Here is a 23,988-nt window from a genome sequence, read left to right on the forward strand (position 1 = left end):
TCCGGCGTCGCTGGCCCTGGCCGTCGTGACCGTGCTGGTGGCTATTGCGGCACAATTCACCCCCTTGTCGTCGATGTTGGCCTCTGGAGCCGTGAAGGCCTATGACTTCCAGATCTGGCGGCCGCTGGTCTTCTCCTTGACGACGTCGTCCATCTTCGGTGCCGTCCTGAGCGGTTTGGTCCTGGTGCTCATCGGCCATCAGATCGAGCCGATGACCGGTTCGGTGCAGTTCGCCTTCCTGTACCTGCTGTGTGGGGTTGGTGGATCGACGGCGATCAGCCTTGCGGGGGCGCCGTACTGCTTCGAAGGATCCCTGTGTGGCTTGTTTGGCTTGATGGCGGCATCGGCGGTCGTCAAGTACGTCCAGAAACAGGACGTTCGCGCGGACGTTGTGTTGCTGACGATGTTCATCATCTGGGCCATCGTGATTGGGTCGTACACCTGGATCGCCGATATCGGCGCAGTTGTCGTTGGAGCGGTGTCTGGCTGGGCATGGCTGCAGACCCGGTGGTCCTCACACCGTCGCCAGCTAGGGGCGGGATTGGCAATCCTCGCGGTCTGTCTCGCCGCCCTCGTCGTCACCTGGGTGGTGTGAGGCGGCTACTCGCACGGCGAGTTCTTCCGTGGCCATCCAACAGTGGGCTGGCCATGACCATTCCCCGGTGATGTCAACGAGCCGGACCCCAGGCTCTTCAAACCACGATGCAACCAACTCGGCTTCCTCGACGGTGCATGCCGGTAGACCTGCTGGGGGAGGGGCGACGCTCTCCGCCGTTGCGCAAATCGCATCGATGGTAGGCATGGGGTCGGCTCCTGTGCGGCATCGTCCTGCTCCAACCAGTCGGCCATGTCGGACGACGTGAATCTCCCAGAAAGCGGCTTCCCGCCGGGCCGCCACAATCTGGGGACAGGACGCCAAGGACGCCAACCGGGCACGTCGTCGGGTGGCCCTCAGTACTTCTCGGGCGTCCTCGGTGTATTCCGCGGCCTCCTCGAAGCGCTCGGCGTCGGACAGGTGGGCGATTCGTTCCGCAAGCCGATCTGTGAGATCACGGACGTCCGAGGTCATGGCCGTGCGAGTGCGGTCGACGATTGCTGAGTAGTCGGTGGCAGGATTCAGGCAAGGGGCTGAGCACCGTCCCATCTCCGCCAACGGGCACCCGTCAGGATGACGTGACAGTGATCCGCTGCACTGTCGAAGGCCAAACGCTTCAGCGAGGACGATGGCGGCGCGAGTTGCCGCTCGACGACTCGTGAATGGTCCCCACGGCGGCTGTGAGTCGCGATGGGCCTGTTGCACCACAGAGGGGCGGGGATGAGCTTCGTCAGTGAGGGTGACCCACCACACCGACCCTTGGCGACGCGAACGACGGTTGTACCGCGGCTGGTGGGCGTCAATGAGACGTAGCTCTCGCACTCCCGCCTCAAGACGAGTCGAGCATTCTCGGGCTTGCACCCCTGTTGCGACCCGGACCATCTCGTCCATCCGGCGCCGCGTCTCGGAGGCTGTGAAGTACTGCGACACCCGTCGTCGAATATTGACCGACGTGCCCACGTAAAGCACCTCGGGCGGGGAGGGCGCTGGTTTGTCGAGGCAGAACCAGTACACGCCAGGTCCTTCCGGGAGGCCCTTGGCCCACACCCGGCAGCGTCGCCGAACTCGGGGGACCCGGTGAGTCATCTCCAGCAGGTCTTCTAAGGTGGTGACGCCGAGGTTTCCCACTCGTTCGATGAGACCGTGCAGGACGTCGACAGTCGCACGAGCATCAGCCAGTGCGCGATGAGACGGCGTCGTCGTGGTCCGAAACAACTGGGACAGGGTGCCCAACTTGTAGTTGCGAATCTCGTCACGGGGGAGCACGGAGCGAGCCAGCGCGAGGGTGTCCACGACAGCAGGGTTTTCCCACGAGTAGTCGTGCTCGGCATAGGCCCGCTTGAGGAAGCTGACGTCGAAGCGGGCGTTGTGGGCCACCAGCACCGTACCCCGACTGAACTCTGACCAACTTGGCAGGACGGCGTCCAGTGGTGGTGCAGGCCGGACCATGGTGTCCGTGATGCCGGTGAGGACCTGGACGGAAGCCGGAATTGGTCCGGACGGGCGGACGAGGGTCTGGAACTCACCCTCGACGTGACCTCCGCACACCTTGATCGCCCCGATCTCGGTGATCTGGGCATTGTCGCCAGTGCCGGTGGTCTCGAGGTCGACGACGCAGAAGGTGACGTCGGGTAGAGGAGTGCCCAGATCGTCGAAGGAGGGCTGGAGAGGTGCGGTCATGATCGGGACGGTAGACACTCCCTGTGACAGGATGTGTTGCACATGGGCGAGACCGATGGAGAACAGCCGTGTCAGAGCCGTGGCGCGCCCGGATATCGGCGATGGACGCGTACTGGTGTGAGCGTTTTCCCCGAGGAGTTGCCCAGCTCCTGAGGACCACATAAGATTCTCTCAGTCGGCAGGGATGGTCCGGGCTCGACGGCCAAATCACAGTTGGACGGATGATTCGGTCCCACCGCGTCATGATGCGGTCGGACTGGTCAGGTGATGGTGAAGGGTAGACAGTGGAGCGCAGATTTGGAGCTTCTCAGATGAGTGGTGGCACCCCTCGACGTGGACGGGGCGTCGCAGTAGCTGCGATGACGGGAGCGATCATCCTCGGCACGGTGGGATCGGTTGAGCTTGGAGCTCAGGCTGCTCCTGACCCCATCGATCAGGCGAAGGTCCGCCTGGCTCAGCTCGACGAGCAGACCGCCAAGGTGCAGGAGGACTACACCAAGGCCCAGGCTGCTCTCGACAAGACTCAGAAGGATCTCAATCGTTCGCAGAAGGACCTCGGTGTGCAGTCTGCCAAGGTGGCGACTATGCGCAAGGCCCTCGGTCGTGTTGCTCTGAGCGACTACCAGAGCGGCCGCGGTGTCTCGACGACCACCCAGCTCGTGACCAGTAGTGACTCCGGCCAGTTCCTGTCCAAGCTGGCAACCGTCCAGAACGTCACCGATCGCACCACTGAACAGTTCCAGGATTTTCAGGCTCAGCAGGCCCGGTTGGCTTCCCTGGAGTCGCAGGCCCAGACTGACCGAGCCACCATCCAGGCTCAGCGTGACCAGCAGGCCAAGCTGCTGGCTGACGCCAAGAAGAAGGAGCAGGAGGCCAAGGAGGTCGTCGAGCGCCTCTCCGCACAGCAGCGTGCCGAGCTTGAGCGTCGCCAGGCTGCGGACGCGGCTGCTTCGACCGCCAACGTCGTGTCCCGGGCTGCGGGACCCCGGACTGCGGGACGTTCTGCTGTTCCGTCAGCTCCCCAGCCTGCTCGGCAGACCGCTCAGAACGCGAAGGGTGATCAGGTCTCGATCCCTGCTCCTTCGGAAAGTGTCTCTTCCCGTGCTCAGGCCGCTCTCAGTTTCGCGATGGCCCAGCTCGGCAAGCCTTACATCTGGGGCGGAACTGGACCGTCCGGGTATGACTGCTCCGGTCTCATGATGGCCGCGTGGGGCAAGGCTGGCGTCGGTCTTCCGCGAACCGCAGCCGCTCAGTACGCGGCAGGTCGCCCAGTGGCGACGTCCGACTTGCAACCGGGTGACCTCGTCTTCTTCTACCCGGGCATCACCCACGTCGGCATGTACATCGGTGGCGGCAAGTTCGTTCACGCATCCAGCCCGCGAACCGGCATCAAGATCTCCGTCCTGGCGGGACAGACCTCGTACCAGGGTGCGCGCCGCTTCGGCTGACCTTCCTTGCTTAGCGTCGGTATAGACATCGGCGGCACGAAAGTTGCCGCTGGTGTCGTGGATGAAAATGGCCAGATTGTTCGGCATATCCAGTGCCCGACTCCTTCTCGCAGTCCGGAGGCCGTCGAGGACGCGATCGTCGAATCAGTTCGTGAGTTGTCTTACGACCTCCCGATTTGCGCGGTCGGTATCGGGGCTGCGGGGTGGATAGACACCGAGCAGGCGCTCGTGCGATTTTCCCCGCACCTGGCATGGCGTAACGAGCCGCTGCGGGATCGTCTTTCCGAGCGCATCACCGTCCCCGTTCTCGTCGACAATGACGCCAACGCAGCCGCCTGGGCCGAGTTCCGGTTCGGAGCTGGCAAGGGATCGCGTGTCATGGTGTGTCTCACCCTGGGAACCGGCATCGGTGGGGCGCTGGTCATCAATGGGCGGATGTTCCGTGGTCGTTATGGCATGGCCGGTGAATTCGGCCATATGACGGTTGTTCCAGACGGTCACTGGTGCCCGTGCGGCAACCGTGGTTGCTGGGAGCAGTACGCGTCCGGAAACTCTCTCGTGAGGGATGCTCGCGCCCTCCTGGCGGAAGGAGCTCCCGGGGTCCAGGATCTGTTGTCCTATGTCACCGATCGTGATCCTGATAACCTCGTCGGCCCTGATGTCACCCGCGCGGCCGTGGACGGCGACCGGTTGGCCATCGAACTCATTGCAGACATCGGTATCTGGCTGGGCCGTGGCATGGCCAACCTTGCCGCCGCCCTCGACCCTGATCTCTTCGTCGTTGGCGGGGGCGTCAGTACTGCCGGGGACCTGCTGCTCGAGCCCGCCCGCACGGTGTATGCCCGCACCCTCACCGGTCGAGGTTTCCGGCCCATGGCTGACATCCAGAAGGCTCATTTCGGCAACGACGCAGGGTTGATCGGTGCTGCCGATCTCGCCCGTCACTCCATTAATGAGCCTCCGGGCCTGGCGCGCGGTTTCTGGCCGCGCCGACGTACTGCCGTCCGCAAACCACGTCGCACACTGCGTCAAAGTCTCACTGAGACCCTTACCGGGCCCGTCGTCCGGGACAGATGAGCGGCTACAGCCGAGAATGATTGCCCCACGGGCCGGCGTCGTCGCGTTCCCGCCGGGTGATGGCCTGCCAGATGAGCAGAATCGCTCCGGCTCCTCCTGACGTCATCGCCAGAATGAGCGCTGTTCCGGGGATGTTGATCCCTCCCATCGACAGCAACACCGTGACGATGCAGATCGCCACCAGGATGAGTCCGACCTTTGTGACCGGGCTCGTCGGAGATGGTGATCCGACGGGTAATGGCTCATCAATCTCGTCGGGATCGGGTGCCGGCTCGAGGGGAATGGGAGCCGGGGCACGCCGTGCCGGTCGGTCATGGGGAGGAGGGCGACCCGGGGCGGTGACAACCTCTCCGAATTCGCGACCAATGAGCTCCTCGAATGCGGCATCGACATCGTTGTCGTCGCTGTCCATCATCCCTCCGCCCGTCAGGGAACTCGAGGTGCCGCTAGGCTTGGTCGCCGAGGAGGCCCCATGTGGTACGAGTTCTTCAAGTATGCGCTCTTCGGACCAGGAGTGCGAGCCCTGTGGCACCCCCGTGTCATCGGTGAGGAAAACATACCCGCCGAGGGTGGGGTGATCCTGGCCTGTAACCACATTGCGGCCCTGGACCCCATCATCGTGGCGTCCATGATTGATCGGAAACTCACCTATCCGGCCAAGAAGGAGCTGTTCGCCGGGGACCGTGGATTCTGGTCGAAGGTGGTCGCGTGGTTCCTGCGCGCGGTTGATCAGGTGCCGCTGGATCGCTCGGGTGGCCGCACCAGCGTCAACGCCATGGGGCCGGTGGAACGCCGACTCGCCGAGGGCGGCCTGGTCGGCATCTTCCCGGAAGGAACTCGCTCGCCTGATGGCCGACTCTATAAGGGTAAGACGGGTGTTGCCCGGATGACCCTGGGCTCGGGAGCTCCGGTCGTGCCGGTGGGTATCAGCGGTACCACGGTGAGGCGCAAGGTTCTCGGCATCCCGTTGCTGGAGCACCCGACCATCGTCTTCGGTAAGCCCATGCACTTCGACGTGCTGGCTGATCGCACCGAGGAGACTGCGGTACTGCGGTGGGTCACCGATGAGGTGATGGGAGCGATCAGCGATCTCACCGGCCAGGGATATGTCGACGTGTATGGCTTCCGGGTGAAGCACGGCAATCTGCGGGGCAAGGATGTCTCGAAGTTCGTCAAACCCCGACCAGGCGGTAAGCCCGTGCCGCCGCCCCGCGTGGCGAAGGCCTGATGGTATGAATTGGTTGCGTCGATCCCATGGCGAGGTGACAGGCCAACCGTTGCCCGCTCAACCAGTGATCGTTGCGGTTCATCTGCGTCGTCGCGGAGATCTGGCGACGGCCGAGCAGTGCCTGTCAGGAGCGAAACGCAAGGTCTACCGGATGTCCGGACGTCGGTCCAGGGGCGAGCAATCCCATGGCGAGGCACGAGAACACCTGTCTCAGGGTTGCGTCGTCGTCATGGCACCTGAGGGGGTGCACAGTTGGGCAGGGCAGATCCATCGGGTTGACGTCGAGGTTGCCCGGTTGGCGCTTGCTGCCGGGGCCCTCGTCGTGCCAGCTCAGGTCACCGACGGAGGGCTTGTCCTCGGTGATCCTGTCGACCTGTCTCGCCATGCCGCCACGCCGCACTCCCACGCGGTCCTGAGAGCGGCTGCCGACGACATCGCTCTGGCTCTGTGTGATCTCACGGGACTGACCTATCAGGACCATCCGGCGGTGAGGGGAGATCTTCGGCCGCGCCCACTCATCTGGATCTCACGTATGCGCAAGCTGAGGCGGGATCGCAAGAGGCGCTGTCAGGCCGAGGAGGAACAGTTGAGCCAGGAGAACGCCCGCGACGCCGAGGAGCTTGCCCGCGAGGAGGAGAAGGCCCGACTGGCTGCTCAGCTTCAGGCCCGCAAGGCCTCGCTGGCTGATCGGTTGGCAGAACACGGCATTCACCCGGGCCGGTGAGAGCCGGGTCGAGCACGGGCCTGAGTGAGACTGTCAAGTCCCTCACTGTGCGGAACGGAAGCAATGATGGCGGTGAGGGGAAGTAGACTCCCGGCCATGTCCCAGAGCGTTCCCAGTCTTGAGGCCCTTAACGCCCTGCCCCGGGTCCAGCAACCGAGTTACCCCGATCCCCAGGCGACTGGCGAGGTGATCGAACAGCTTCGCGCTCTGCCTCCACTGGTGTTCGCAGGGGAGTGCGATGACCTTCGCGCCCATCTGGCAGCGGTTGCCAATCGCGAGGCCTTCCTACTGCAAGGTGGCGACTGCGCGGAGACCTTCGCCGGCGTCAATGCCGCCAATATCAAAGGAAAACTCCGTGTGCTGCTGTCCATGGCAGTCGTCATGACCTATGCCGGTCAGCTCCCGGTGGTCAAGGTTGGCCGGATCGCCGGACAGTACGCCAAGCCGCGCTCCAAGGACATCGAGACCCGACGCGGCCTCACGCTGCCCAGCTACCGGGGTGACGCCGTCAATGGGTTTGAGTTCACCCCGGATGCACGCGTGCACGATCCCAAACGTCTGGTCGGGGTGTACAACGCGTCAGCAGCGACCCTGAACCTGGTGCGGGCGTTTGCCACCGGTGGCTTCGCCGACCTGCGTGGCATCCATGCGTGGAATGCCGACTTCGTGCGTAACTCCAACGTCGAGGCCCGGTACGAGGCGTTGGCATCGGAGATTGAGCGGGCACTGGTCTTCATGATGGCCTGTGGAGTCGAGGACGATCAGCTCTCCACCGTCGACTTCTACGCCAGCCACGAGGCCCTGTTGCTCGACTACGAGCACGCCATGACGAGGATCGACTCACGCTCCCAGCTGCCCTACGACTGCTCGGGTCACCTGCTGTGGATCGGCGAGCGGACCCGTCAGCTCGACGGCGCCCATGTCGAGTTCCTGCGTCATGTACGCAACCCATTGGGGGTCAAGCTCGGCCCGACGACGACAGGGGAGGATGCCGTCGCCATCGCAGACTCTCTTGACCCGGACCACGAGCCCGGACGTCTCACCTTCATCACCCGGATGGGCAGCAAGGCAGTACGCACCAACCTGCCAAAGGTCATCGAGGCGGTCGAGGCCACCGGCCGCAAGGTGGTGTGGAGCTGTGACCCGATGCACGGCAACACCTTCGAGACCGACAACGGTTACAAGACGCGGTCGTTCGCTGATGTCTGCGACGAGGTAAATGGCTTCTTCGACGTCCACGAAGAGCTGGGCACCTGGCCAGGGGGCGTGCACATCGAGTTGACCGGTGACGACGTCACGGAGTGTCTGGGCGGCATCGACATGCTCGCCGAGGCTGACCTGGCAAATCGGTACGAAACTGCGTGCGACCCGCGTCTGAACCGAAACCAGTCCTTGGAACTGGCGTTCATGATTGCCGAGAGGCTGGCTGACGGTCGTCTCAAGCGCAATGCCGTCAGCCCGCTGGCGAGGTTCCGCGGCATCGATCTGTGATGAGTCAGGTGGGCGAGTTCAGCGGCGAATGTCGCTGAACTGGTTGCCGTCGGCTGGTGGCGGCGGAACACTAGAGACATGAGAATCACGCATCTGGGGCACTCCTGCATCCTCGTCGAAGCAGCCGGGCAGCGGATCCTCGTCGACCCTGGCAACTTCAGCCAGGCTTGGCACGGGCTGACCGGCCTGGACGCCATCCTCGTCACCCATCGACACCCCGATCACGTTGATCCTGATCACGTTGGTGCTCTGGTCGACGCCAACTCCGGGGCCGTCGTCCGTGCTGAGGAGGGTGCGTGCCACGAGGTCCCTGCCCTTGACGCCGATCCCATCTCTCCAGGTGACGTGTTGCAGCTCGGTGAGGTAAGGATCGAGGCTGTGGGTGGTCATCACGCGATCATCCATCGGGATCTCGAGCCGATCGGCAACGTCGGGTACCTCATCGGTGAGGGACTCGGCACGATCCTCTTCCATCCCGGTGACGAGCTGGACGAGACTCCGCGAGGAGTCGACGTCCTGGCTTGCCCAGCCCATGGTCCATGGGCGGCTATGAAGGAGACCCTCGACTTCGCAAGGTCTGTGGGGGCCCGTCATGGATTCCTCATCCATGACGGCTTGCTCAACGAGCGAGGCTGGCAGCTGTCCTTCGATCGTCACCAGGAGATGGTCCCGACCATCTTCCACGATCTACGCGGTGGCCACCCCTGGGAAGTTCCCGAGGACTGACTTTTAAAGGATTTAGAGCATTCGGTCCATGCCGAACCTCGGAGCCCAGGCCGGATTGACCTGGGACGCCGGAGGCTCGGTGTGGTGCTGAGGTGCACCGCGACGACGACGAGGCGGGCGGACGGCGAGGACCATGGCGGCCAGGATGGCGATACCGCCGATCGTGATACGACCGGTGAGGGTCTCGCCGCCGAGACCGATGGCGAAGATGGCTCCCCACAGCGGCTCGGTGCACATGATGACGGCGGCACGGGTGGACTCGACGCGGGCTTGGCCCCAACTCTGCATAAAGGTCGTCAGGGTGCCGCAGATGACGGCGAGGTAGGCCAGGGCGAGCCAATCCTCCATGTGGGTGGGAGCACTCAGGCCACCGGGCAAGGCCGCAATGGTACAGACGACGGCGACGGTGATGGTCTGGTAGAGGCCCAACGACGCGACATTGGACGGGTTGGCGAAACGTCCGGTCGCCACGATGTGGCCGGCGTAGGCCAGGGCGGACGCCAGGGTCAACAGCTGGCCGACACCACCGAACCCGCTCCCGATGGAGGACGGGTCAAGGGCCAGCACCCCCATACCGACGGTCGCCAGGGCAACAGCTCCCCACACGGCATTGGGCGCCTTCCTGCGGAAGATGACGGCTGCCAGCAGCGGGGTGAAGACGACGTACAGGCTGGCGATGAATCCGTTCGTCGCGGCCTCGGTGCTGCTCAGCCCGATGGACTGGAGCAGCTGTCCGGCAGCGAAGAGGACGCCGAGGATGGCTCCCTTGGTGATGGTGCGCATGTCCGTACGCCAAGCCTTGGGAAAGAGGATCCCGAAGGCGGCCGCAGCGAGGGCAAAGCGACAGGCGAGCAGGTTTTCCGGGCTCATGTGGGCGTAGACGCCCTTCATGACGACCAGGGTCGATCCCCAGAGAGCAGCCATGAGAAGAAGTGCGGGCACAGCAAGGCGCGAAGAACGAAAACCAACCACGAATCAGATGATACGCGGGAGAATCTTCGCTCTGCAACCCAAAATGACGTCAAATATTTTGTGAGACGGTGTGCACTCCGGATGATTCGTTGTGAACGGCTGTTCGCGCGACCGGATTTGCTCCTGGAAGGCCGCTCGCGGAGTACTGGGAGGACGCGAAGTGGAAGACCAGATATGCGCACAGCACCGCCACTAGGACGATGAAGACGGTCGCGATGACCCCACGACGACGGCGATGGACGGCATCCTGCGCCAATCGGGAGTGGAGGGTTGGCTGGTTTGTTGGTCGATGTGCAGGACGCGGTCGACCACGGTTGACGGGTGCGGCGGGCCGGCTTGGTCGGGGAGCGGGGTGCCGATCCATCGGTGACGATGGCGAATCCGGTGTCGAGACGGGAGTGTGCGGGGATACCGGTGTGGCGTTGCTGCGTGACCACGGTGGTACCGACGCCGTCCCGGGGTGAATCGGCTCACCACGACGGCGGGTGGAACGATCAGTGGATCCTTGGGGAGCATGTGCCACGGGATCGGTGATGACGACACTGGGCCGGGATGCGCGTGCCTGCAGGGCGGCCAGAGCCGGGTCGTCACTTCGCCCCGTCGAGAGGGCGTGGCGAACACGACGCATCAGGTCGAGAAGGGCTCGTCCATCGGAAGGACGCTTGGCTGGGTCGCGCGATGTGCATGCCCGCACCAAGCCGTCGAGGTAGCCCGGAATGAGCCAGGCGATGTCTCGCTCAGCACGGGTGCCATTGGCCAGGTACTGGGAGGGAGCGGGCACGTCCTTGTTGACGTGCGCCCATGCCACCTGAATGGGGGAGTCCCCGGTATGGGGTTTGTGGCCGGTGAGCATCTCGAAGAGCACGATACCGGCGGAGTAGATGTCCGAGCGCTCGTCGGAACTGCCTCGTGTCACCCTTTCAGGAGGAATGTAGGACACCGTCCCGATCAGCTGCCCGGAGGTCGCGGACATCGTCTGGTTGCCGACGGCACGTGCCAGACCGAAGTCAGCGACCTTGATCTGGCCGCGGTCCGAGATGAGGACGTTCTCGGGCTTGACGTCGCGATGCACCAGCCCGTCCTCATGGGCGCTGGCCAGGGCAGACACCACCGGCTCGAGGAGATCAAGGGCCCGCACCGGGGTGAGGGGCGCCTCCTGGGTGATGATGTGGCGCAAGGTGCACCCAGGCACGTATTCCATGACGATGAACGGGCGCTCCCCATCCATCCCCTGGTCGAAGACCGACACCACATGGGGGTTGACGAGCCGCGCTGCCGCTTTGGCCTCGGAGTCGAATCGTTCCGCAAGTTCCGCGTCGAGTCCCTCGTGCATGACCTTGACCGCGACGATGCGAGGAAGGCACAAATCCTGGGCTCGATAAACGGTTGCCATCCCGCCACGAGCGATTTTGGACACGATCTCGTAGCGACCCTCGAGGATGTGACCCACCAAGGGGTCAGTGCTCATGGTCATGCTCACGATTACGCCTCACGCACGGTCGGGGAAGAAGGGGGTGCGGCCCACCTCGAAGTGTATGCGCAGTCCCCATGAGGGAATTGGAGGGTGACCCGGCGAGTCCTTAGGCTGAACTTATGACTGTCGCGCATTGGCTTCGTTCCCGCCGCTGGTCTGTCTGGCTCGTCGCTCTGCTGTCTGCCGTAGTCATGGGCTGTTCTGCCCCCTCCAGTCCAGCTTCGAGTTCCACGCCAACCTCTTCGCGGGCGACCATCTCGGCGACCGCACGGCCCTCTGACGGCCTTCCCACCATCAGGGAGGACCAGCTCCCATCGGAAGCTCAGCACACCCTTAATCTCATCAATGCCGGCGGACCGTTCCCATTCCGACGTGACGGCATCGTCTATCACAACAACAGCGGGGCGTTGCCCCATCACGAGGATGGGTGGTATCACGAGTACACCGTCGTCACCCCGGGAGTCAGCGGTCGCGGCCCGCGTCGCATCGTCTGTGGCTCTGACGCGGCATGCTTCTGGACCGCCGACCACTACTCAACGTTCCGGAGGATCGTCCGATGACAACCGAGAATGACGTCCAGGCAGGTCCACAGGCCGGAGGCCCCGTTGGGTCCGGGATCGTACTCGTCGACCCGGCAAGTGCTTCTGATCCATCCGAGGTCGCACGAGTATGGCGCAACGCGGGATGGCGAATCTTCCACATGGCCGGAGGGGCAGACCTTGATGCCGTCCTGACGGGCTTCGGGAACACCCTGTCCTTTCCGAATTGGTACGGCCACAACCTTGACGCGTTGCGTGACTGCCTGGCTGATGTCGAGGGCGACACCGCCGTGTTGTGGACGGGCTGGCAGCCCTTCCAGCGCGACAATCCCCAGGACTGGGGACGGTTGGTCGACGTCATCGGGCAGCGTCTCGACGAGGACGAGCTCGACGGCTTCGCCCTCCTGCTGAGCTGAGACAGTTACCTCAGAAGCGACGCTCGACGCACTGGCGTGCCAGCTCGCGCAGAGCGGTCCTACCTGCCTCGGCCATCTCAGCGCCATCCAGTGCTGCCACAGCGCGTCGGTGGCACTCGTCGATGGTGGACTCGACGGCATCCTTGGCCCCGCTGCTCTCAATGATGTGGCGGGCCGTGGCGACGTCGGAGTCGTCGAGGTCGGGGCGACCGAGGAATCCTTCCAATCGGGCGGCGTCCTTGGCGTCAGCCTGGTCGAGGGCATGGGCGACGAGTACTGTGCGCTTGCCTTCTCGCAGATCGTCCCCGGCCGGCTTGCCGGTGAGCACGGCGTCACCAAAGATGCCGAGCAGGTCATCGCGGTACTGGAAGGCCCGCCCGATGGGGGAGCCGAAATCGGCCATCGTCTGCTGGAGGCGATCTGAACCTCCTGCCAGGGCCACCCCGATCTGGCAAGGACGCACCACGGTGTAAGAGGCACACTTGTACTCCACGACCCGGCCGACGAGATCAAGGGCTGACTCGGAGTCCGACCCTGCCATTCCTGACTGGGAGGTGACGTCGAGGACCTGGCCGCAGGTGACCTCGGTGCGCATGGCGTCCAGGAGAGGCGTGGCGGCAGCGAGCTTGCTGGCCTCCAGGGAAGCAGAGGTGAACATCTGGGCTGACCACATCAGCAGCAGGTCACCGAGCAGGATGGCGATGTCGAACCCGAATTGCTCGGAGGGGCCGTCACCCTTGGCCTCGGCATGAGCAGCCTCGAAGCGACGATGAACCGACGGGAGACCGCGCCGGGTGTCGGAGTGGTCCATGAGGTCGTCATGCACCAGGGCCGACACGTGCAGCAGCTCGAGGCTGGCGGCGGCCTGCAGCAGCCCGCTCGGTTCCGCGGGCTGTCCTGCGGCAGCCACATGGCCCCAGTAGCAGAAGGCGGGACGAAGCCTCTTGCCGCCACCGGTGTAGTCGCGGGCAGCGTCAAGGACAGGGGACAGCTCGGCACCGATCGCGTCGACAACCCCCTTCTCGCCATCGAGGAAGGTGGCGATCCTCGCACCCACAGACTCTCGGAAATCGGCGCTGACCGGAGCGGACGGGTCAAAGGGGAACATGAAGCCAGCATAGGGCGGTCTGATGGCTGCAGACGAGTCCGCAGGCTGGACAGGAGGCTCATCGGATGGACGCGCCGCCTAGCCTGACGCCATGCAGACCCAGAAGCCGACCATTGCCGACCTGCTGGCCGCGGGGGATCGCCCCCTACACTCGTTCGAGTTCATGCCGCCGCGCAGCGAGGACGATGTCTATCGGCTCTGGAGTGCCACCGACGCTCTCGTCCCGATGGCTCCTGACTTCATCTCGGTGACCTATGGGGCAAACGGGTCACGACGTGATCGCACCCTCCGCTGCACCCAGCACATGGTCTCGACGGGGTTGCGAACCGTCGGTCACCTCACCTGTGTCGTCCAGTCGGTGTCCGACCTCGAGCAGATGGTCGCTGACTATGCCGAGTCGGGGGTCAACCACATCCTTGCCGTCCGAGGAGACATGCCCGGTGGGGCCGGGCAGCCCTGGGTCGCCCATCCCGAGGGTCTGCCCAACGCCACCGAGCTCGTCCGGCTCGTCAAGCGGGTTCACCCCGAGGCATGCGTGGGAGTCGGGGCCTTCCCGGACGGTCATCCGGAGTCCGCCGACATCGACCTCGACGCGCGCATCCTTGTCGACAAGGCCGAGGCGGGGGCATCCTTCGCCATCACCCAGCTGTTCTTCCTCCCCTCCCACTACCAGCGACTCGTGGATCGGGTGCGCGCAATGGGCTGTGACATCCCGATCATCCCGGGAATCATGCCGATCACCTCGTACGGCCAAATCCGTCGATTCGCCGAATTGTCCGGCACCGACGTCCCGGCCGAGCTAGTGGCCAGGATCGAGGCCGTCAAGGAGGACAAGGCAGCCGTGCGGCGCATTGGTCTGGAGGCCGCCGTCGACATGTGCTGTGAGCTCCTCGACAGCGGCGCTCCCGGTCTGCACTACTACACGCTTAACAGGTCTCGTGCGACCACAGAGCTTCGGACCATGCTCGCCCGGCGTCGGCCGCAGCTGGCTGGTCTGCCTGCAGATTTCGAGGCGACTCCGGCCGCCTGAGCCCGACGACTGCCAGACGCTGGGTCGGACGGGTGAGGGCGACATAGAGCACCCGGACGCCGCTCGTGGGGTTCCCCGTCTCGGAGACGATGCGTTCCGGATCGACGACGACTGCGCCGTCATACTCGAGTCCCTTGGCCTGCATCGTCGTCACCGGGATGATGCGCGGATCCGTGGCGAGGTCGCCAGCCTGGTCGACCAGGCTCGCCGGGCAGACCAGACCAATCGTCCCGTCAACCTCCTGAAGCATCTCGTCGAGCTGGGAGCGCGCTTCGGCCCACAGGGCATCGGTACGCACCACGGTTGGCTGCACCCCCACCGAGCGCACCGCCTGAGGAAGGTCGGCATCGGGCTGGACGGTGACGACGACCTCCGCGGCAAGGTCGAAGACCTCCGCCGGGGATCGGTAGTTCTTCGTCAGCGTGAAGGTTCGTGAGGGAGCATTGCCCACCAGTTCGTCGAGGGCAGACCGGGTCTGCTCCGGGTGGGGGAAGGCCGACTGGGCCGGATCCCCGACGATCGTCCAGGAGGCTTGCGGGCCACGTCGCCCAATCATTCGCCACTGCATCGGCGAGATGTCCTGGGCCTCGTCGACGAGGACGTGGGCGTAGGTGTCTCGCGGCTCGTCCTCATCGATCTGACGAGCATCATGGAGGCGGTCGCTCAGGGTGACGAGCTCCTCGGCGTCCCCGCCCTCGATGAAGACTGGGTCCTCCGCATCAGGCTCGGGCGGAACTGGACCCAGCAGAGCGGCCAGTTCATCCAGCAGGGCCATGTCTGCCACCGACCAGTCACGGCGTCCACGCCGGTCCACCTCGGTGGGGATGGAGTTGACGACGAGCTGACAGGTCTCGTCATCCCAGTCCGGAGCGACCGCCTTGACGACCGCCGGGTCAGCCAGCCGGGCCAGGACGTCCGTGGCCGACAGGGTCGGCCACCAGGCATTGAGGAACATTCGCCAGGACGCCTGGGAGGAGACCAGGTCGTCGAATTGCTCCTTGCTCAGGTCATGGGCGGAGCTGACGTCTTCAGGAAGGATGTTCCACAGCTGATCCTTGAGCGAGGCCTCAACAGCTTCGCGACCGTCGTTGTATCGGTTGCGTTTGAGGATGTGATGGCGGGTGGCGGCCAGGGCGTGAGAACCCAGGGTGAGCACCTCACCCTTGACTGTGACTCGAAGGCGCATCGGATCCGGTTCGGCCGACATCGGTAGGTCGATCAGCCGGGTGAGCACATCGACCATGTCAAGGCTGCCCTTGATGTTGGCCGTGCGGGGCTCGTCGAGGCGATCGGAGGAGAACCTCAGGATGTCAGAGGGTACCTGGCCGACGGAGCGGAGGGTGACGGAGTCCTCGCCGAGACTGGGGAGCACCCGCTCGATGTAACTCATGAAGACCGAGGACGGTCCGATGACGAGTACCCCGCCGTTCTCCAGCCGGGCTCGATGGGAGTACAGCAGGAAGGCGGCACGATGCAGGGCGACGACCGTCTTGCCGGTTCCAGGCCCGCCCATGATCGTCGTCACGCCCTGGTAAGGGGCGCGAATGGCCTCATCCTGTTCTGCCTGGATGGTCGAGACGATGGAGTGCATCTGGGTGTCGCGAGCCCGTGAGAGGGCGGCCATCAGGGCTCCCTCCCCGACGATCGGCAGGTCGGCCTGCGAGGTGGAGTCCAGTAGGTCGTCTTCGATGCCAAGGACCTTGTCGTCCCGGCAGCGCAGCACACGACGACGGATCACACCCATCGGATCGGACGGGGTGGCGCGATAAAAGGGCTCGGCGGCGCGGGCGCGCCAGTCGATGACGAGGGGCTCGTAATCAGCGTCACGCACGCCGATACGCCCAATGTGACGCACCTCGTCATCGTCAGCGAGGTCAAGTCGACCGAAGACCAAACCCTCGTGTTCGGCATCGAGGATTGCCAACCTCTTGGCCGCGTTGTATGAGAAGGCATCGCGTTCGAACATCGCCGTACCGTCCTCTTCGCGGACCCAACTGGTGCGATCGGAGCGGTACATGTCCTGGCCAGCCGTGGCCAGCATGCGAGCCTTGTTCTCGTCGATCTCCAGTTGAGCGCGGACCCGGTCGACATGGGCCTGTTCCTTGGCGATCTCAGCTTTCACAACGCGAGGATCAGTGGTCGAAGTGCCGTGTTCGGTCAAAGTCGTCCTTCACGAGAGTCTGCCTCGGACTCGGTGTCGCGGGGCTAACGGGCAAGTTTACGCGCGGAGGCCCCATTGGTGGAACCACGCCCTCGCCGCGGACGACCCGCCGCACCGATGGCCTTGTTGGTGGGGCGAATGTCCTCTCCGGTGAGACGTTCGTGGGTGAGATAGGCCGCCAGAGCCCCGGTCAACAGTTGCGCCCAGGGTTCCGGGCCGCCATGGGAGGCGGGGGAGGCGGGCAGGGTTGGAACTGATCCGTGCAGACTCCATGCCATGGGGGGACGATCCCGCCACGCCGACCACACAGTGCCCATACCAGGGTCGGCGACCGGGTGGGTGTGGTCGTGGCGGATCCGGTGCGTCTGGGTGCCGTCCCACCAGGTCCATGTCTCGACGAGTCCCTCGGGCCGCCATTCCATCCTGTGATCCATGTTGTCGTGAGCGGGCCGCTCGTCATTGGTGGTGACGGTGACGGTGGGGGATGACCAGGGACGAGGTGCGCGACGCCACCAGGAACGGCGAGGGGGTGGGGGGATGGTGTCGATGATGGCATCCGGGGTCGGTGTCGGGGCCGGATCGATTTTCACTCCGCGTCTGATCAGCCTCTGGTCGAGGAGGTCCAACAAGGGCTGAAGGTCGGTGGGACCCTGGGGGCCGACGAGATTCCAGCATCCGAAGACGCGCATGACGGCGAGCTGGGTCTCATCTGCGGACAGTTCGGCAAGAGGCGAGCACAGATCGACATGGATGGGCTCCGGGAGAGGGGTGGGTCTTGAGGTCACTGCGTCCTCGACTCCGTTGCGACGGCGAGCTTGCCAGACGTCATCGGCGTGGTCGAGGACCTCACGCCATTTGTTCGCCATGCACTCGCCGTAACGGTCCCGGACGGTGTGGATCTGCGCCCCCCGTTCCGTCGGCATCATCACCGTCTCATCTCCTGCCAGGACGTGGCGATCAGGTTCTTCGACCAGATCGATGCCGATCCCAGCCAGTTCTGCCTCCATCGCGCGTCCGGATTTTGCGAAGAGGTCCCGCCATGCGGAGGGCAACTCCAGGGTGGCGCCAATCTCGGGCGCCAATGGACGTTCGGCGTCAGCTCGCCACCGCGGTGAGGAGGTGACGACGGTGACGTCGTGTCCGACCCGGGCCAATCTCAAGGCGGCGGCCAGAGCCACGAGTCCGTCCCCGGGGATGTGAACCGTTCCCATGTGCTTGTGCCTCCTGTGGTTGTGGGGTCGAAATACCGGTCGCAGGTATCGTGCCAGAGGTGAACACGGATCTTCCTGTCGTCGCTGTCCATGGAATCACCAGTTCGCCAACCACCTGGGGCGGGTTGGTGCTGGCATTCAATGTCGAGAGAGTTCCCGTCCATCAGTTGTCTCTGCTGGGCCATGGGCCCATCGATACTCGTCGGGGAGTGGGAACTGACTATCCTCTCGAGGCCTTCGCGACCGACATCATCGAGCAGATGGATGCCCGCAAGATCGAAAGGTGTGCCCTGGTTGGCCACTCCTTGGGGGCCTTGGTGGCGTCAATGGTTGCCCAACGTCAGCCTGAACGATTCGATCGCGTGCTGCTGGAGGACATGCCGGTGCTGCGACGGGTTCGACAGGATCCTCCGCCCATGAGGAGATACGTAGACACTCTGATCATGGAGGTGGCGGCTCTGGCTGGCCGCAAGAGGTTCGATCCCAAGATGGTGTGGAAGGTCAGCCGCGAATTACTCAAACCCAATCCGCAGTGGTGGAACGGATGTGCCCGAATGGCGATGCCGGTTCTCATCATCGGGGGAGGGAAGTCGTCATACCTGCGTCAGGACAGGCTGCGGGACGTGGCGAAGGCTCTACCGGATGCCCGATTGACCACCATTGAGGGAGGTCACCGCACCCACATCACCAAGGGGGACGAGTTCTGCGACGTCGCAGTTCCCTTCCTCACTAACGGTCGACACATCAATCGAAGGTACAACGGAGTTCAGGACATGTGAGCCTTGAGCGAACTACACGCAACCCTCTTGTTGAGTCGGGGTGACTCATGGTTAAACTTGAGTCATCGCGACTCAGACTGAGTCGATGCAGGAAACTGCTGAATCCACAGGAGTGTTGACATGGCTCGTACCTTTGACCCGTTCCGTGAGATGGATCGTCTGCTCTCCGACGTCACCAGGACGCCGGCGGCCGTGGCGGTTCCCATGGATCTTTACCGAGACGGCGACAACTACATGGTGGCTGTGGACCTTCCGGGAGTGGACCCGGCGTCCATTGACATTGACGTCGACGATCGCACCTTGACCATCCGCGCCGAGCGCGCCGCCAAGGTGTCCCAGGAGGTGCAGTGGCTCTCCCGAGAGCGCGCCATGGGCACCTTCGCCCGCCAGCTCACCCTTGGGCATGGATTGGCCACTGATCAGATCACGGCCGAGTACACCGATGGTGTGCTGACCTTGACGATCCCGGTCGCCGAAGCTGCCAAGCCGCGCAAGGTGGAGGTTAAGCATGGCTCGACCACCATCGACGCCGCGGTCGACCAGGCTCAGGTCGGCTCGGGTGATCATCAGGAGCAGTGAGTCCTCGAGGACTGACACGACGGCCGGTTCCCGCGTTGGGGGCCGGCCGTCGTGTGTTGTCGCGCAGGTGTGGTCAGATGATGACGGAGACCAGCAGTACGAGCAGCAGGCCACAGACCGACAGCACCGTCTCCATGAGGGACCAGCTCTTGATGTTCTCGCCCACGGAGATGCCGAAGTACTCCTTGATGAGCCAGAAGCCGGCGTCATTGACGTGGGAGAAGAAGACCGAACCACAGCCGATGGCGAGCACCAGCAGGGCGGCCTGGGTGGGCGGCAACGTGGCAGCCACGGGCTCCAGGATGCCCGCGGCGGTGACCGTTGCGACTGTTGCTGAACCGGTGGCCAACCGAATGACGACGGCCACCAGCCAAGCCATCAGCAGCGGGGAGACGGAGGATCTGGTGATGCCAGCGGCCAGCAGCTTGGCGATGCCGGTGTCGACGAGGACCTGCTTGAAACCGCCGCCGGCAGCGACGATGAGAAGGATGCCAGCGATCGGGGGGAGGGAGGCCCCGATGCAGTCGCTGATGGCCTCCTTGTCCATTCCCGAGGTCTTGCCCAGGGTGAAGATCGCCAGCAGGGTCGTCAGCAGCAGGGCGAACATCGGCTGGCCGAGGAAGTCCAGGGCGTTACGGATGACGGTGCCCTTCGCGGCGAAGATGTCGGCGAGGGCCTTACCCATCATGAGAATGACGGGCAGCAGGACCGTCATGAGGGTGACCGAGAATTTCGGGTGACTGGGGGCGATGCCGGACCGCCCGTTTTCGTCAGAATTGAGGAAGAGGTCAGGGGCGTCGACGGGTACCCAGCGGGCAGCCAAGCGAGAGAAGAGCGGACCGGCGACGATGATCGTCGGGATCGCGATGAGGACGCCCAGACCCAGAGTCACTCCGAGGTCAGCCTTCAGCAGGCCGATGGCAGCCAACGGGCCAGGGTGCGGCGGAACCAGGGCGTGCATCGTCGACAGGCCGGCCAGGGCCGGGATGGCGACCCTCATGAGGGGCAACTTGGACCGGCGAGTCACCAGCAGGATGACGGGGACGAGCAGCACCAAGCCAATCTCGAAGAACATCGGCAGGCCAATGACGGCGCCGATGAGGGCCATCGCCCACGGCAGGGTGGCTGGGGATGCCTTGGACACCAGCGTGTCCACGATTTCGTCGGCGCCGCCGGAATCGGCGAGCAACTTGCCGATGATCGCGCCGAGGGCGATGAGGACGCCGACTGACGCCACCGTCGATCCCACACCCGTGGAGTAGGACTCCAATATCTCTTCGAGGGAGAGCTGGGCGATCGCCCCGACGGCCAGGGCGCCGATCGTCAGGGAGAGGAAGGGGTGGAGCTTGAACTTGGTGATGAGGGCGATGATGATGGCAAAGCCGATGATGGCTGCCGCGATCAACTGGCCGGTGCCGGCCGTTGTCTCGAGGATGACGGGCATTGACTCCTCCTTGAGTCCGGGGGTAGTGATGTCAGTCGAGGTTGGCCAGCCAGGCGGCTGCCTCGTTGGTGAGTTCTTCTCGGGAAGCGTCGAAATTGAGCGTGATGCCGGCCTCGTCGGCGGCGAGGGGTTCGAGGGTGGCGTACTGGGAGTCAACGAGGCTGGCTGGCATGAAGTGGCCGGCCCGAGCCTTCACCCGTTCAATGACGACCTCCCGATCGCCTGCCAAGTGGACGAATACGAGGTCGAGGCAGGCTTGCCTCAGCTGATCGCGGTAGATGCGCTTGAGAGCCGAGCACGCCACGACAGCGCCGTCACTACTGCGCTCTGCCAGCCAGGCGGCGACATTTGCCAACCAGGGGCGCCGATCGTCGTCGCTGAGGGGGTGTCCAGAAGCCATCTTGTCGATGTTGGCCTGGGGATGGAGATCGTCGCCGTCCATGAATTCCACGTTCAGGCGTGTGGCGAGCATGGCTCCGATGTCCGTCTTGCCAGCTCCAGCCACACCCATGACAACGATTGGTGGCACGCGGTGGCGCGATTGGATGACGCTCATGAAGGTCCCCTCGGAAGTCTCGGTCATCGTTGACGGCATCGAGTGTACGCGTTGAGATCAGATCTGTACAGGGAATTAGGGTTTGAAATCACATCCCGAAAAGAGGGTCATGACGTCGTTGTGTGCCAGGTGTGCGCGGGTTGGTATCGCTAGGGTTGTGGCCATGTCAGATTCCTCTATGGCCATCACGGTCTCGAACGTCATCGGGGCTCGGATCGTCAGTGGCGACGTCGCTCCTGGAACAGCGATGAGGCTCGAGGAACTTGACGCAGAATTCGGAGTTTCCAGGTCTGTCACCCGAGAAGCGGTCAAGCTTCTCGAGGCCCTTCACATGGTGCGTGCCCGGCGACGGGTTGGCATTGTCGTCACGGATGAGTCAGAGTGGGACGTCAGTTCCCCCGCCGTCATTGAGTGGTTCCTGGCTGGTCCCAGAAGGGACGAGGAGATCACCTGGATCAGTGAGCTGAGGTCGGCCGTCGAGCCGCTGGCGGCCGAGTTGGCCGCCAAGCGCGCTACCCGAGACGAATCGGCGACGATGTCTCTGGCCGTCACTGGGATGATCGCGGCCGCCGCTGATGGTGATCTTGACGAGTATCTGCACTGCGACATAGGTTTTCACACCGCTCTACTTCAGGCTTCTCACAATCCGCTCGTCGCCTCTCACGTCAATATTGTCGCCGCCGTCCTGAAAGGACGTACTCACCTCATGCCCTTCGAGCCTAGACAAGAGGCGATTGGATTCCATCGCAACATTGCAGATGCGGTTGCTGCCCATGATCCAGAGGCTGCTGCGGACGCCATGAGGGAGATCGTCGCGGAGGCTCACCAGGCAATGAGTTCGCGGTGATCACTGCCTCGAAAAACCTCAAAGGATCTCAGGAAAGGCACAGCTCGAAGAAATCCCGCGTCGGCGGGGTGTAAACATCCTATGTGTGTAAACATCTTATGAGGGGATGAAAACCGTTGTTACGCGGCACTGTCGATACCAATTGGTGAGCTTTCCCAAGGGGGAATCGGGCCGTGTTGGGAGACATGCGTTATCGTTCCTTTCATGCCTCAGGAATTCCTCGCTTCATCGGTCGCGAGCCGCTTGGGCGCACGCTGGGGGTGTAGAGCACGGTGCGGCTCCGGTTCAAGGCGGCGTAGATCTTGGCGTCGTTGTCGGAGCGCGGCCCCCAGTAGGTCAGCAGGTCGTGAGCCTTCTCGTAGTGTGCGTAGCGGCGCGCGGAGAGTGTCTCTCCTACGCCGGCTGATCCGAAGCACAAACCGATAGTGTGCCCGCGGCGCACGGCGTCGGCGAACTCGGTGAAGCGGCGGTGCTCCTTGGTGACGATGAAGCGCTGGCTCACCTGAAGTCCTCCTTGTAGATCTTCAACGCCGACCTCGGCGCCGGAGTCGGTGCTTCGGTGATCCGTGGTGTCTCGGTAGGTGCGGCCACGAGGGCGATGCGTTCGTTGATGCCGGCTCGCAGCGCTCGGCGGCGGCCGTTGCGCGCGGCCTGGATCTCCTTGAGGCTGACCTTCTGGTCGTGGTGTTCTTGGTTGACGGCCTTGCAGACGAATTCGTCGTGATCGAAGACGCGGATTTCGGTGATGTCGCGGGGGTCGTAGCGGATCACGACCGAGCGTCCGACGTAGCCGGCCAGAGTTGGCGAGACGTAGCGCAGGCCCTGGAAGCGGATGCCATCGCGGCGCACGACGCGGGTCTTGGCGACGGTCAACAGCAGTCTGTCGAGGTCTTCCAGGGTCTTGGGCATTCGGGGCAGCCAGCCATCGGCAATCCACGCGCTGCGCGGGGAGGTTCCGAGCTCGCTGTGCGTGCGGTCGTTGTAGGTGGCCACGAACGCCTCCAGGGCGCTATCGAGGGCGGCCAGGGACAGTTTCGGTGTCGGCCAGGGGTGCCCTTCGGTGTTGTGTCCGGGCAGGGTGGCGAGTAGCTCGGTGTTGATGGTGCCGAAGAACCGCTCGATCTTGCCCCGTCCCTGGGGTCGGGCGACGGTGGAGTGGATCAGGCGGATGTGGAGGTCGATGGCGGTGTGGGCGAGCTGGTCACTGGTGAAGTCGCTGCCGTGGTCGACGTAGAGCACGTCGGGCAGGCCGCACATCGGCCAGGCCGGGTCGGTCTTGTGCCAGATCGCTTGGCGCAGCGCCAGGGCGGTGTTCATCGCCGACGGTGCGCCCAGGAAGACTGTGTAGCCGCAGACCGCCCGGGAGCAGTCGTCGAGGATCGTTGTCAGCCATGGCCGTGCGGGCTTGCCGTCGGTGCCCACCACCAGGATGTCGAGCATGGTGTGATCGGATTGCCACATCGCGTTGGGCAGCTCTGCTTGCCGGCGGAGTACCAGCTCGTGCTTGTCGCGGTAGGACGCTGCGCCCTCCAGGGCGAGGGTGACCATGCCGGGATCCAGGGTCCGCACGATGTCCCACACCACGGAGTAGGAGGGGACCGGCCACCTCCGGGCGGCGCAGATGCCGGTGACTTTGCGGTGGATGGTGGCGATGGCCGGCCGCGGCTTGCTCAGTGCCAGGCCCTGGATCAGGTGGACGAGGTCGGGCGGAAGGCGGCGGGAGCCGGTGTCCGCTCGTGAGGCTGTCTCCAGTCCGGCGTAGCCGTCGGCGCGGTAGCGGGCGTGCCAGCGCTCCAGGGTCCGCAGCCCTACATCGGTCTCGCGAGCTAAGCGCGCGAGGGGCACCTGGTCCTCGACGTGGAGCCTGGGGATTCGCCACCGCGCTCGAGCGTCCACGACGCAC

The 23,988-nt window shown here is 64.2% G+C and carries 24 protein-coding genes; 13 read left to right on the forward strand and 11 right to left on the reverse strand.

What is annotated here, in order from left to right; all coding sequences use genetic code 11:
• Positions 1–16: 16 nt before the first annotated feature.
• Positions 17–595 carry a rhomboid family intramembrane serine protease gene (locus tag ACP8ML_RS03820; protein ID WP_036910428.1) on the forward strand — a complete coding sequence of 193 codons (579 nt, stop codon included), beginning with the start codon at positions 17–19 and terminating at the stop codon, positions 593–595.
• On the opposite strand, the gene ACP8ML_RS03825 is transcribed toward ACP8ML_RS03820, so the two are convergent.
• Positions 530–2,275: a DEDD exonuclease domain-containing protein gene (locus tag ACP8ML_RS03825; protein WP_171048582.1), complete on the reverse strand. Its 1,746-nt coding sequence runs from the start codon at positions 2,273–2,275 to the stop codon at positions 530–532. The two genes, ACP8ML_RS03820 and ACP8ML_RS03825, sit on opposite strands and share 66 nt — an antisense overlap.
• A gap of 311 nt (positions 2,276–2,586) precedes the next feature.
• On the opposite strand from ACP8ML_RS03825, the gene ACP8ML_RS03830 reads away from it, so the two are divergent.
• Positions 2,587–3,723: a C40 family peptidase gene (locus ACP8ML_RS03830; RefSeq protein WP_171048581.1), complete on the forward strand. Its 1,137-nt coding sequence runs from the start codon at positions 2,587–2,589 to the stop codon at positions 3,721–3,723.
• A 6-nt stretch (positions 3,724–3,729) separates the two neighbouring features.
• Complete coding sequence (locus tag ACP8ML_RS03835) at positions 3,730–4,800, forward strand: ROK family glucokinase (protein ID WP_117189304.1); 1,071 nt, start codon at positions 3,730–3,732, stop codon at positions 4,798–4,800.
• A 4-nt stretch (positions 4,801–4,804) separates the two neighbouring features.
• Here the strand turns inward: ACP8ML_RS03835 and ACP8ML_RS03840 are convergent, their stop codons facing one another.
• On the reverse strand, positions 4,805–5,212 hold the full coding sequence (locus tag ACP8ML_RS03840) for a hypothetical protein (protein WP_065673619.1): 408 nt from the start codon (positions 5,210–5,212) through the stop codon (positions 4,805–4,807).
• 60 nt (positions 5,213–5,272) lie between these two features.
• On the opposite strand from ACP8ML_RS03840, the gene ACP8ML_RS03845 reads away from it, so the two are divergent.
• The 4 genes from ACP8ML_RS03845 to ACP8ML_RS03860 all read left to right on the forward strand — a co-directional run bounded on the left by ACP8ML_RS03845 (position 5,273) and on the right by ACP8ML_RS03860 (position 8,969).
• Positions 5,273–6,028, forward strand: coding sequence for a lysophospholipid acyltransferase family protein (locus ACP8ML_RS03845; protein WP_016667288.1), 756 nt, complete (start codon positions 5,273–5,275; stop codon positions 6,026–6,028).
• A gap of 151 nt (positions 6,029–6,179) precedes the next feature.
• The gene (locus ACP8ML_RS03850; RefSeq protein WP_171048595.1) at positions 6,180–6,752 is read left to right on the forward strand and encodes a 1-acyl-sn-glycerol-3-phosphate acyltransferase; all 573 of its coding nucleotides are present in this window, start codon (positions 6,180–6,182) and stop codon (positions 6,750–6,752) included.
• A gap of 72 nt (positions 6,753–6,824) precedes the next feature.
• A complete protein-coding gene (locus ACP8ML_RS03855) occupies positions 6,825–8,243 on the forward strand; it encodes a class II 3-deoxy-7-phosphoheptulonate synthase (protein WP_171048580.1) in 1,419 nt (472 codons plus the stop codon).
• 78 nt (positions 8,244–8,321) lie between these two features.
• Entirely contained in the window at positions 8,322–8,969 is a 648-nt protein-coding gene (locus tag ACP8ML_RS03860; RefSeq protein ID WP_016667291.1) for an MBL fold metallo-hydrolase, read from the forward strand.
• Positions 8,970–8,981: 12 nt separating this feature from the next.
• Here the strand turns inward: ACP8ML_RS03860 and ACP8ML_RS03865 are convergent, their stop codons facing one another.
• Together ACP8ML_RS03865 and ACP8ML_RS03870 are read right to left on the reverse strand one after the other, a co-directional pair.
• Positions 8,982–9,941 carry a DMT family transporter gene (locus tag ACP8ML_RS03865; RefSeq protein ID WP_261795789.1) on the reverse strand — a complete coding sequence of 320 codons (960 nt, stop codon included), beginning with the start codon at positions 9,939–9,941 and terminating at the stop codon, positions 8,982–8,984.
• A 49-nt stretch (positions 9,942–9,990) separates the two neighbouring features.
• Positions 9,991–11,415 carry a protein kinase domain-containing protein gene (locus ACP8ML_RS03870; protein WP_117189302.1) on the reverse strand — a complete coding sequence of 475 codons (1,425 nt, stop codon included), beginning with the start codon at positions 11,413–11,415 and terminating at the stop codon, positions 9,991–9,993.
• Between the two features lie 119 nt (positions 11,416–11,534).
• Between ACP8ML_RS03870 and ACP8ML_RS03875 the strand changes: the two genes are divergently transcribed.
• Positions 11,535–11,975, forward strand: a complete 441-nt coding sequence (locus tag ACP8ML_RS03875) for a guanyl-specific ribonuclease (RefSeq protein ID WP_333490116.1) — start codon at positions 11,535–11,537, stop codon at positions 11,973–11,975.
• Positions 11,972–12,370, forward strand: coding sequence for a barstar family protein (locus ACP8ML_RS03880; protein WP_069101636.1), 399 nt, complete (start codon positions 11,972–11,974; stop codon positions 12,368–12,370). Before ACP8ML_RS03875 ends, ACP8ML_RS03880 begins: the two co-directional genes overlap by 4 nt.
• Before the next feature lie 10 nt (positions 12,371–12,380).
• Here the strand turns inward: ACP8ML_RS03880 and ACP8ML_RS03885 are convergent, their stop codons facing one another.
• On the reverse strand, positions 12,381–13,478 hold the full coding sequence (locus ACP8ML_RS03885) for a polyprenyl synthetase family protein (RefSeq protein WP_117189301.1): 1,098 nt from the start codon (positions 13,476–13,478) through the stop codon (positions 12,381–12,383).
• 91 nt (positions 13,479–13,569) lie between these two features.
• Between ACP8ML_RS03885 and metF the strand changes: the two genes are divergently transcribed.
• Positions 13,570–14,508: a methylenetetrahydrofolate reductase [NAD(P)H] gene (gene metF, locus ACP8ML_RS03890; RefSeq protein ID WP_016667297.1), complete on the forward strand. Its 939-nt coding sequence runs from the start codon at positions 13,570–13,572 to the stop codon at positions 14,506–14,508.
• Here the strand turns inward: metF and ACP8ML_RS03895 are convergent.
• Together ACP8ML_RS03895 and ACP8ML_RS03900 are read right to left on the reverse strand one after the other, a co-directional pair.
• Positions 14,405–16,630: a HelD family protein gene (locus tag ACP8ML_RS03895; protein ID WP_171048579.1), complete on the reverse strand. Its 2,226-nt coding sequence runs from the start codon at positions 16,628–16,630 to the stop codon at positions 14,405–14,407. The genes metF and ACP8ML_RS03895 overlap by 104 nt on opposite strands.
• A gap of 83 nt (positions 16,631–16,713) precedes the next feature.
• Positions 16,714–17,880, reverse strand: coding sequence for a carotenoid dehydrogenase (locus ACP8ML_RS03900; protein WP_117189299.1), 1,167 nt, complete (start codon positions 17,878–17,880; stop codon positions 16,714–16,716).
• Positions 17,881–17,930: 50 nt separating this feature from the next.
• Between ACP8ML_RS03900 and ACP8ML_RS03905 the strand changes: the two genes are divergently transcribed.
• A complete protein-coding gene (locus tag ACP8ML_RS03905) occupies positions 17,931–18,659 on the forward strand; it encodes an alpha/beta fold hydrolase (protein ID WP_117189298.1) in 729 nt (242 codons plus the stop codon).
• A gap of 120 nt (positions 18,660–18,779) precedes the next feature.
• Positions 18,780–19,238, forward strand: coding sequence for an Hsp20/alpha crystallin family protein (locus ACP8ML_RS03910; RefSeq protein WP_004811828.1), 459 nt, complete (start codon positions 18,780–18,782; stop codon positions 19,236–19,238).
• A gap of 73 nt (positions 19,239–19,311) precedes the next feature.
• On the opposite strand, the gene ACP8ML_RS03915 is transcribed toward ACP8ML_RS03910, so the two are convergent.
• Positions 19,312–20,682, reverse strand: coding sequence for a GntT/GntP/DsdX family permease (locus ACP8ML_RS03915; protein ID WP_065673920.1), 1,371 nt, complete (start codon positions 20,680–20,682; stop codon positions 19,312–19,314).
• 31 nt (positions 20,683–20,713) lie between these two features.
• Positions 20,714–21,238 carry a gluconokinase gene (locus tag ACP8ML_RS03920; protein WP_171048578.1) on the reverse strand — a complete coding sequence of 175 codons (525 nt, stop codon included), beginning with the start codon at positions 21,236–21,238 and terminating at the stop codon, positions 20,714–20,716.
• Positions 21,239–21,395: 157 nt separating this feature from the next.
• Here ACP8ML_RS03920 and ACP8ML_RS03925 point away from each other — a divergent pair, with 157 nt between their 5' ends.
• Complete coding sequence (locus tag ACP8ML_RS03925) at positions 21,396–22,085, forward strand: FadR/GntR family transcriptional regulator (protein ID WP_117189297.1); 690 nt, start codon at positions 21,396–21,398, stop codon at positions 22,083–22,085.
• A gap of 202 nt (positions 22,086–22,287) precedes the next feature.
• Here ACP8ML_RS03925 and ACP8ML_RS03930 read toward each other — a convergent pair whose 3' ends face one another.
• Positions 22,288–22,587 carry a hypothetical protein gene (locus ACP8ML_RS03930; protein ID WP_249361227.1) on the reverse strand — a complete coding sequence of 100 codons (300 nt, stop codon included), beginning with the start codon at positions 22,585–22,587 and terminating at the stop codon, positions 22,288–22,290.
• The gene (locus ACP8ML_RS03935) at positions 22,584–23,981 is read right to left on the reverse strand and encodes a Mu transposase C-terminal domain-containing protein (RefSeq protein WP_081302699.1); all 1,398 of its coding nucleotides are present in this window, start codon (positions 23,979–23,981) and stop codon (positions 22,584–22,586) included. Before ACP8ML_RS03935 ends, ACP8ML_RS03930 begins: the two co-directional genes overlap by 4 nt.
• Between the last annotated feature and the right edge of the window lie 7 nt (positions 23,982–23,988).

Source organism: Cutibacterium sp. LaCa_255, assembly GCF_057458005.1.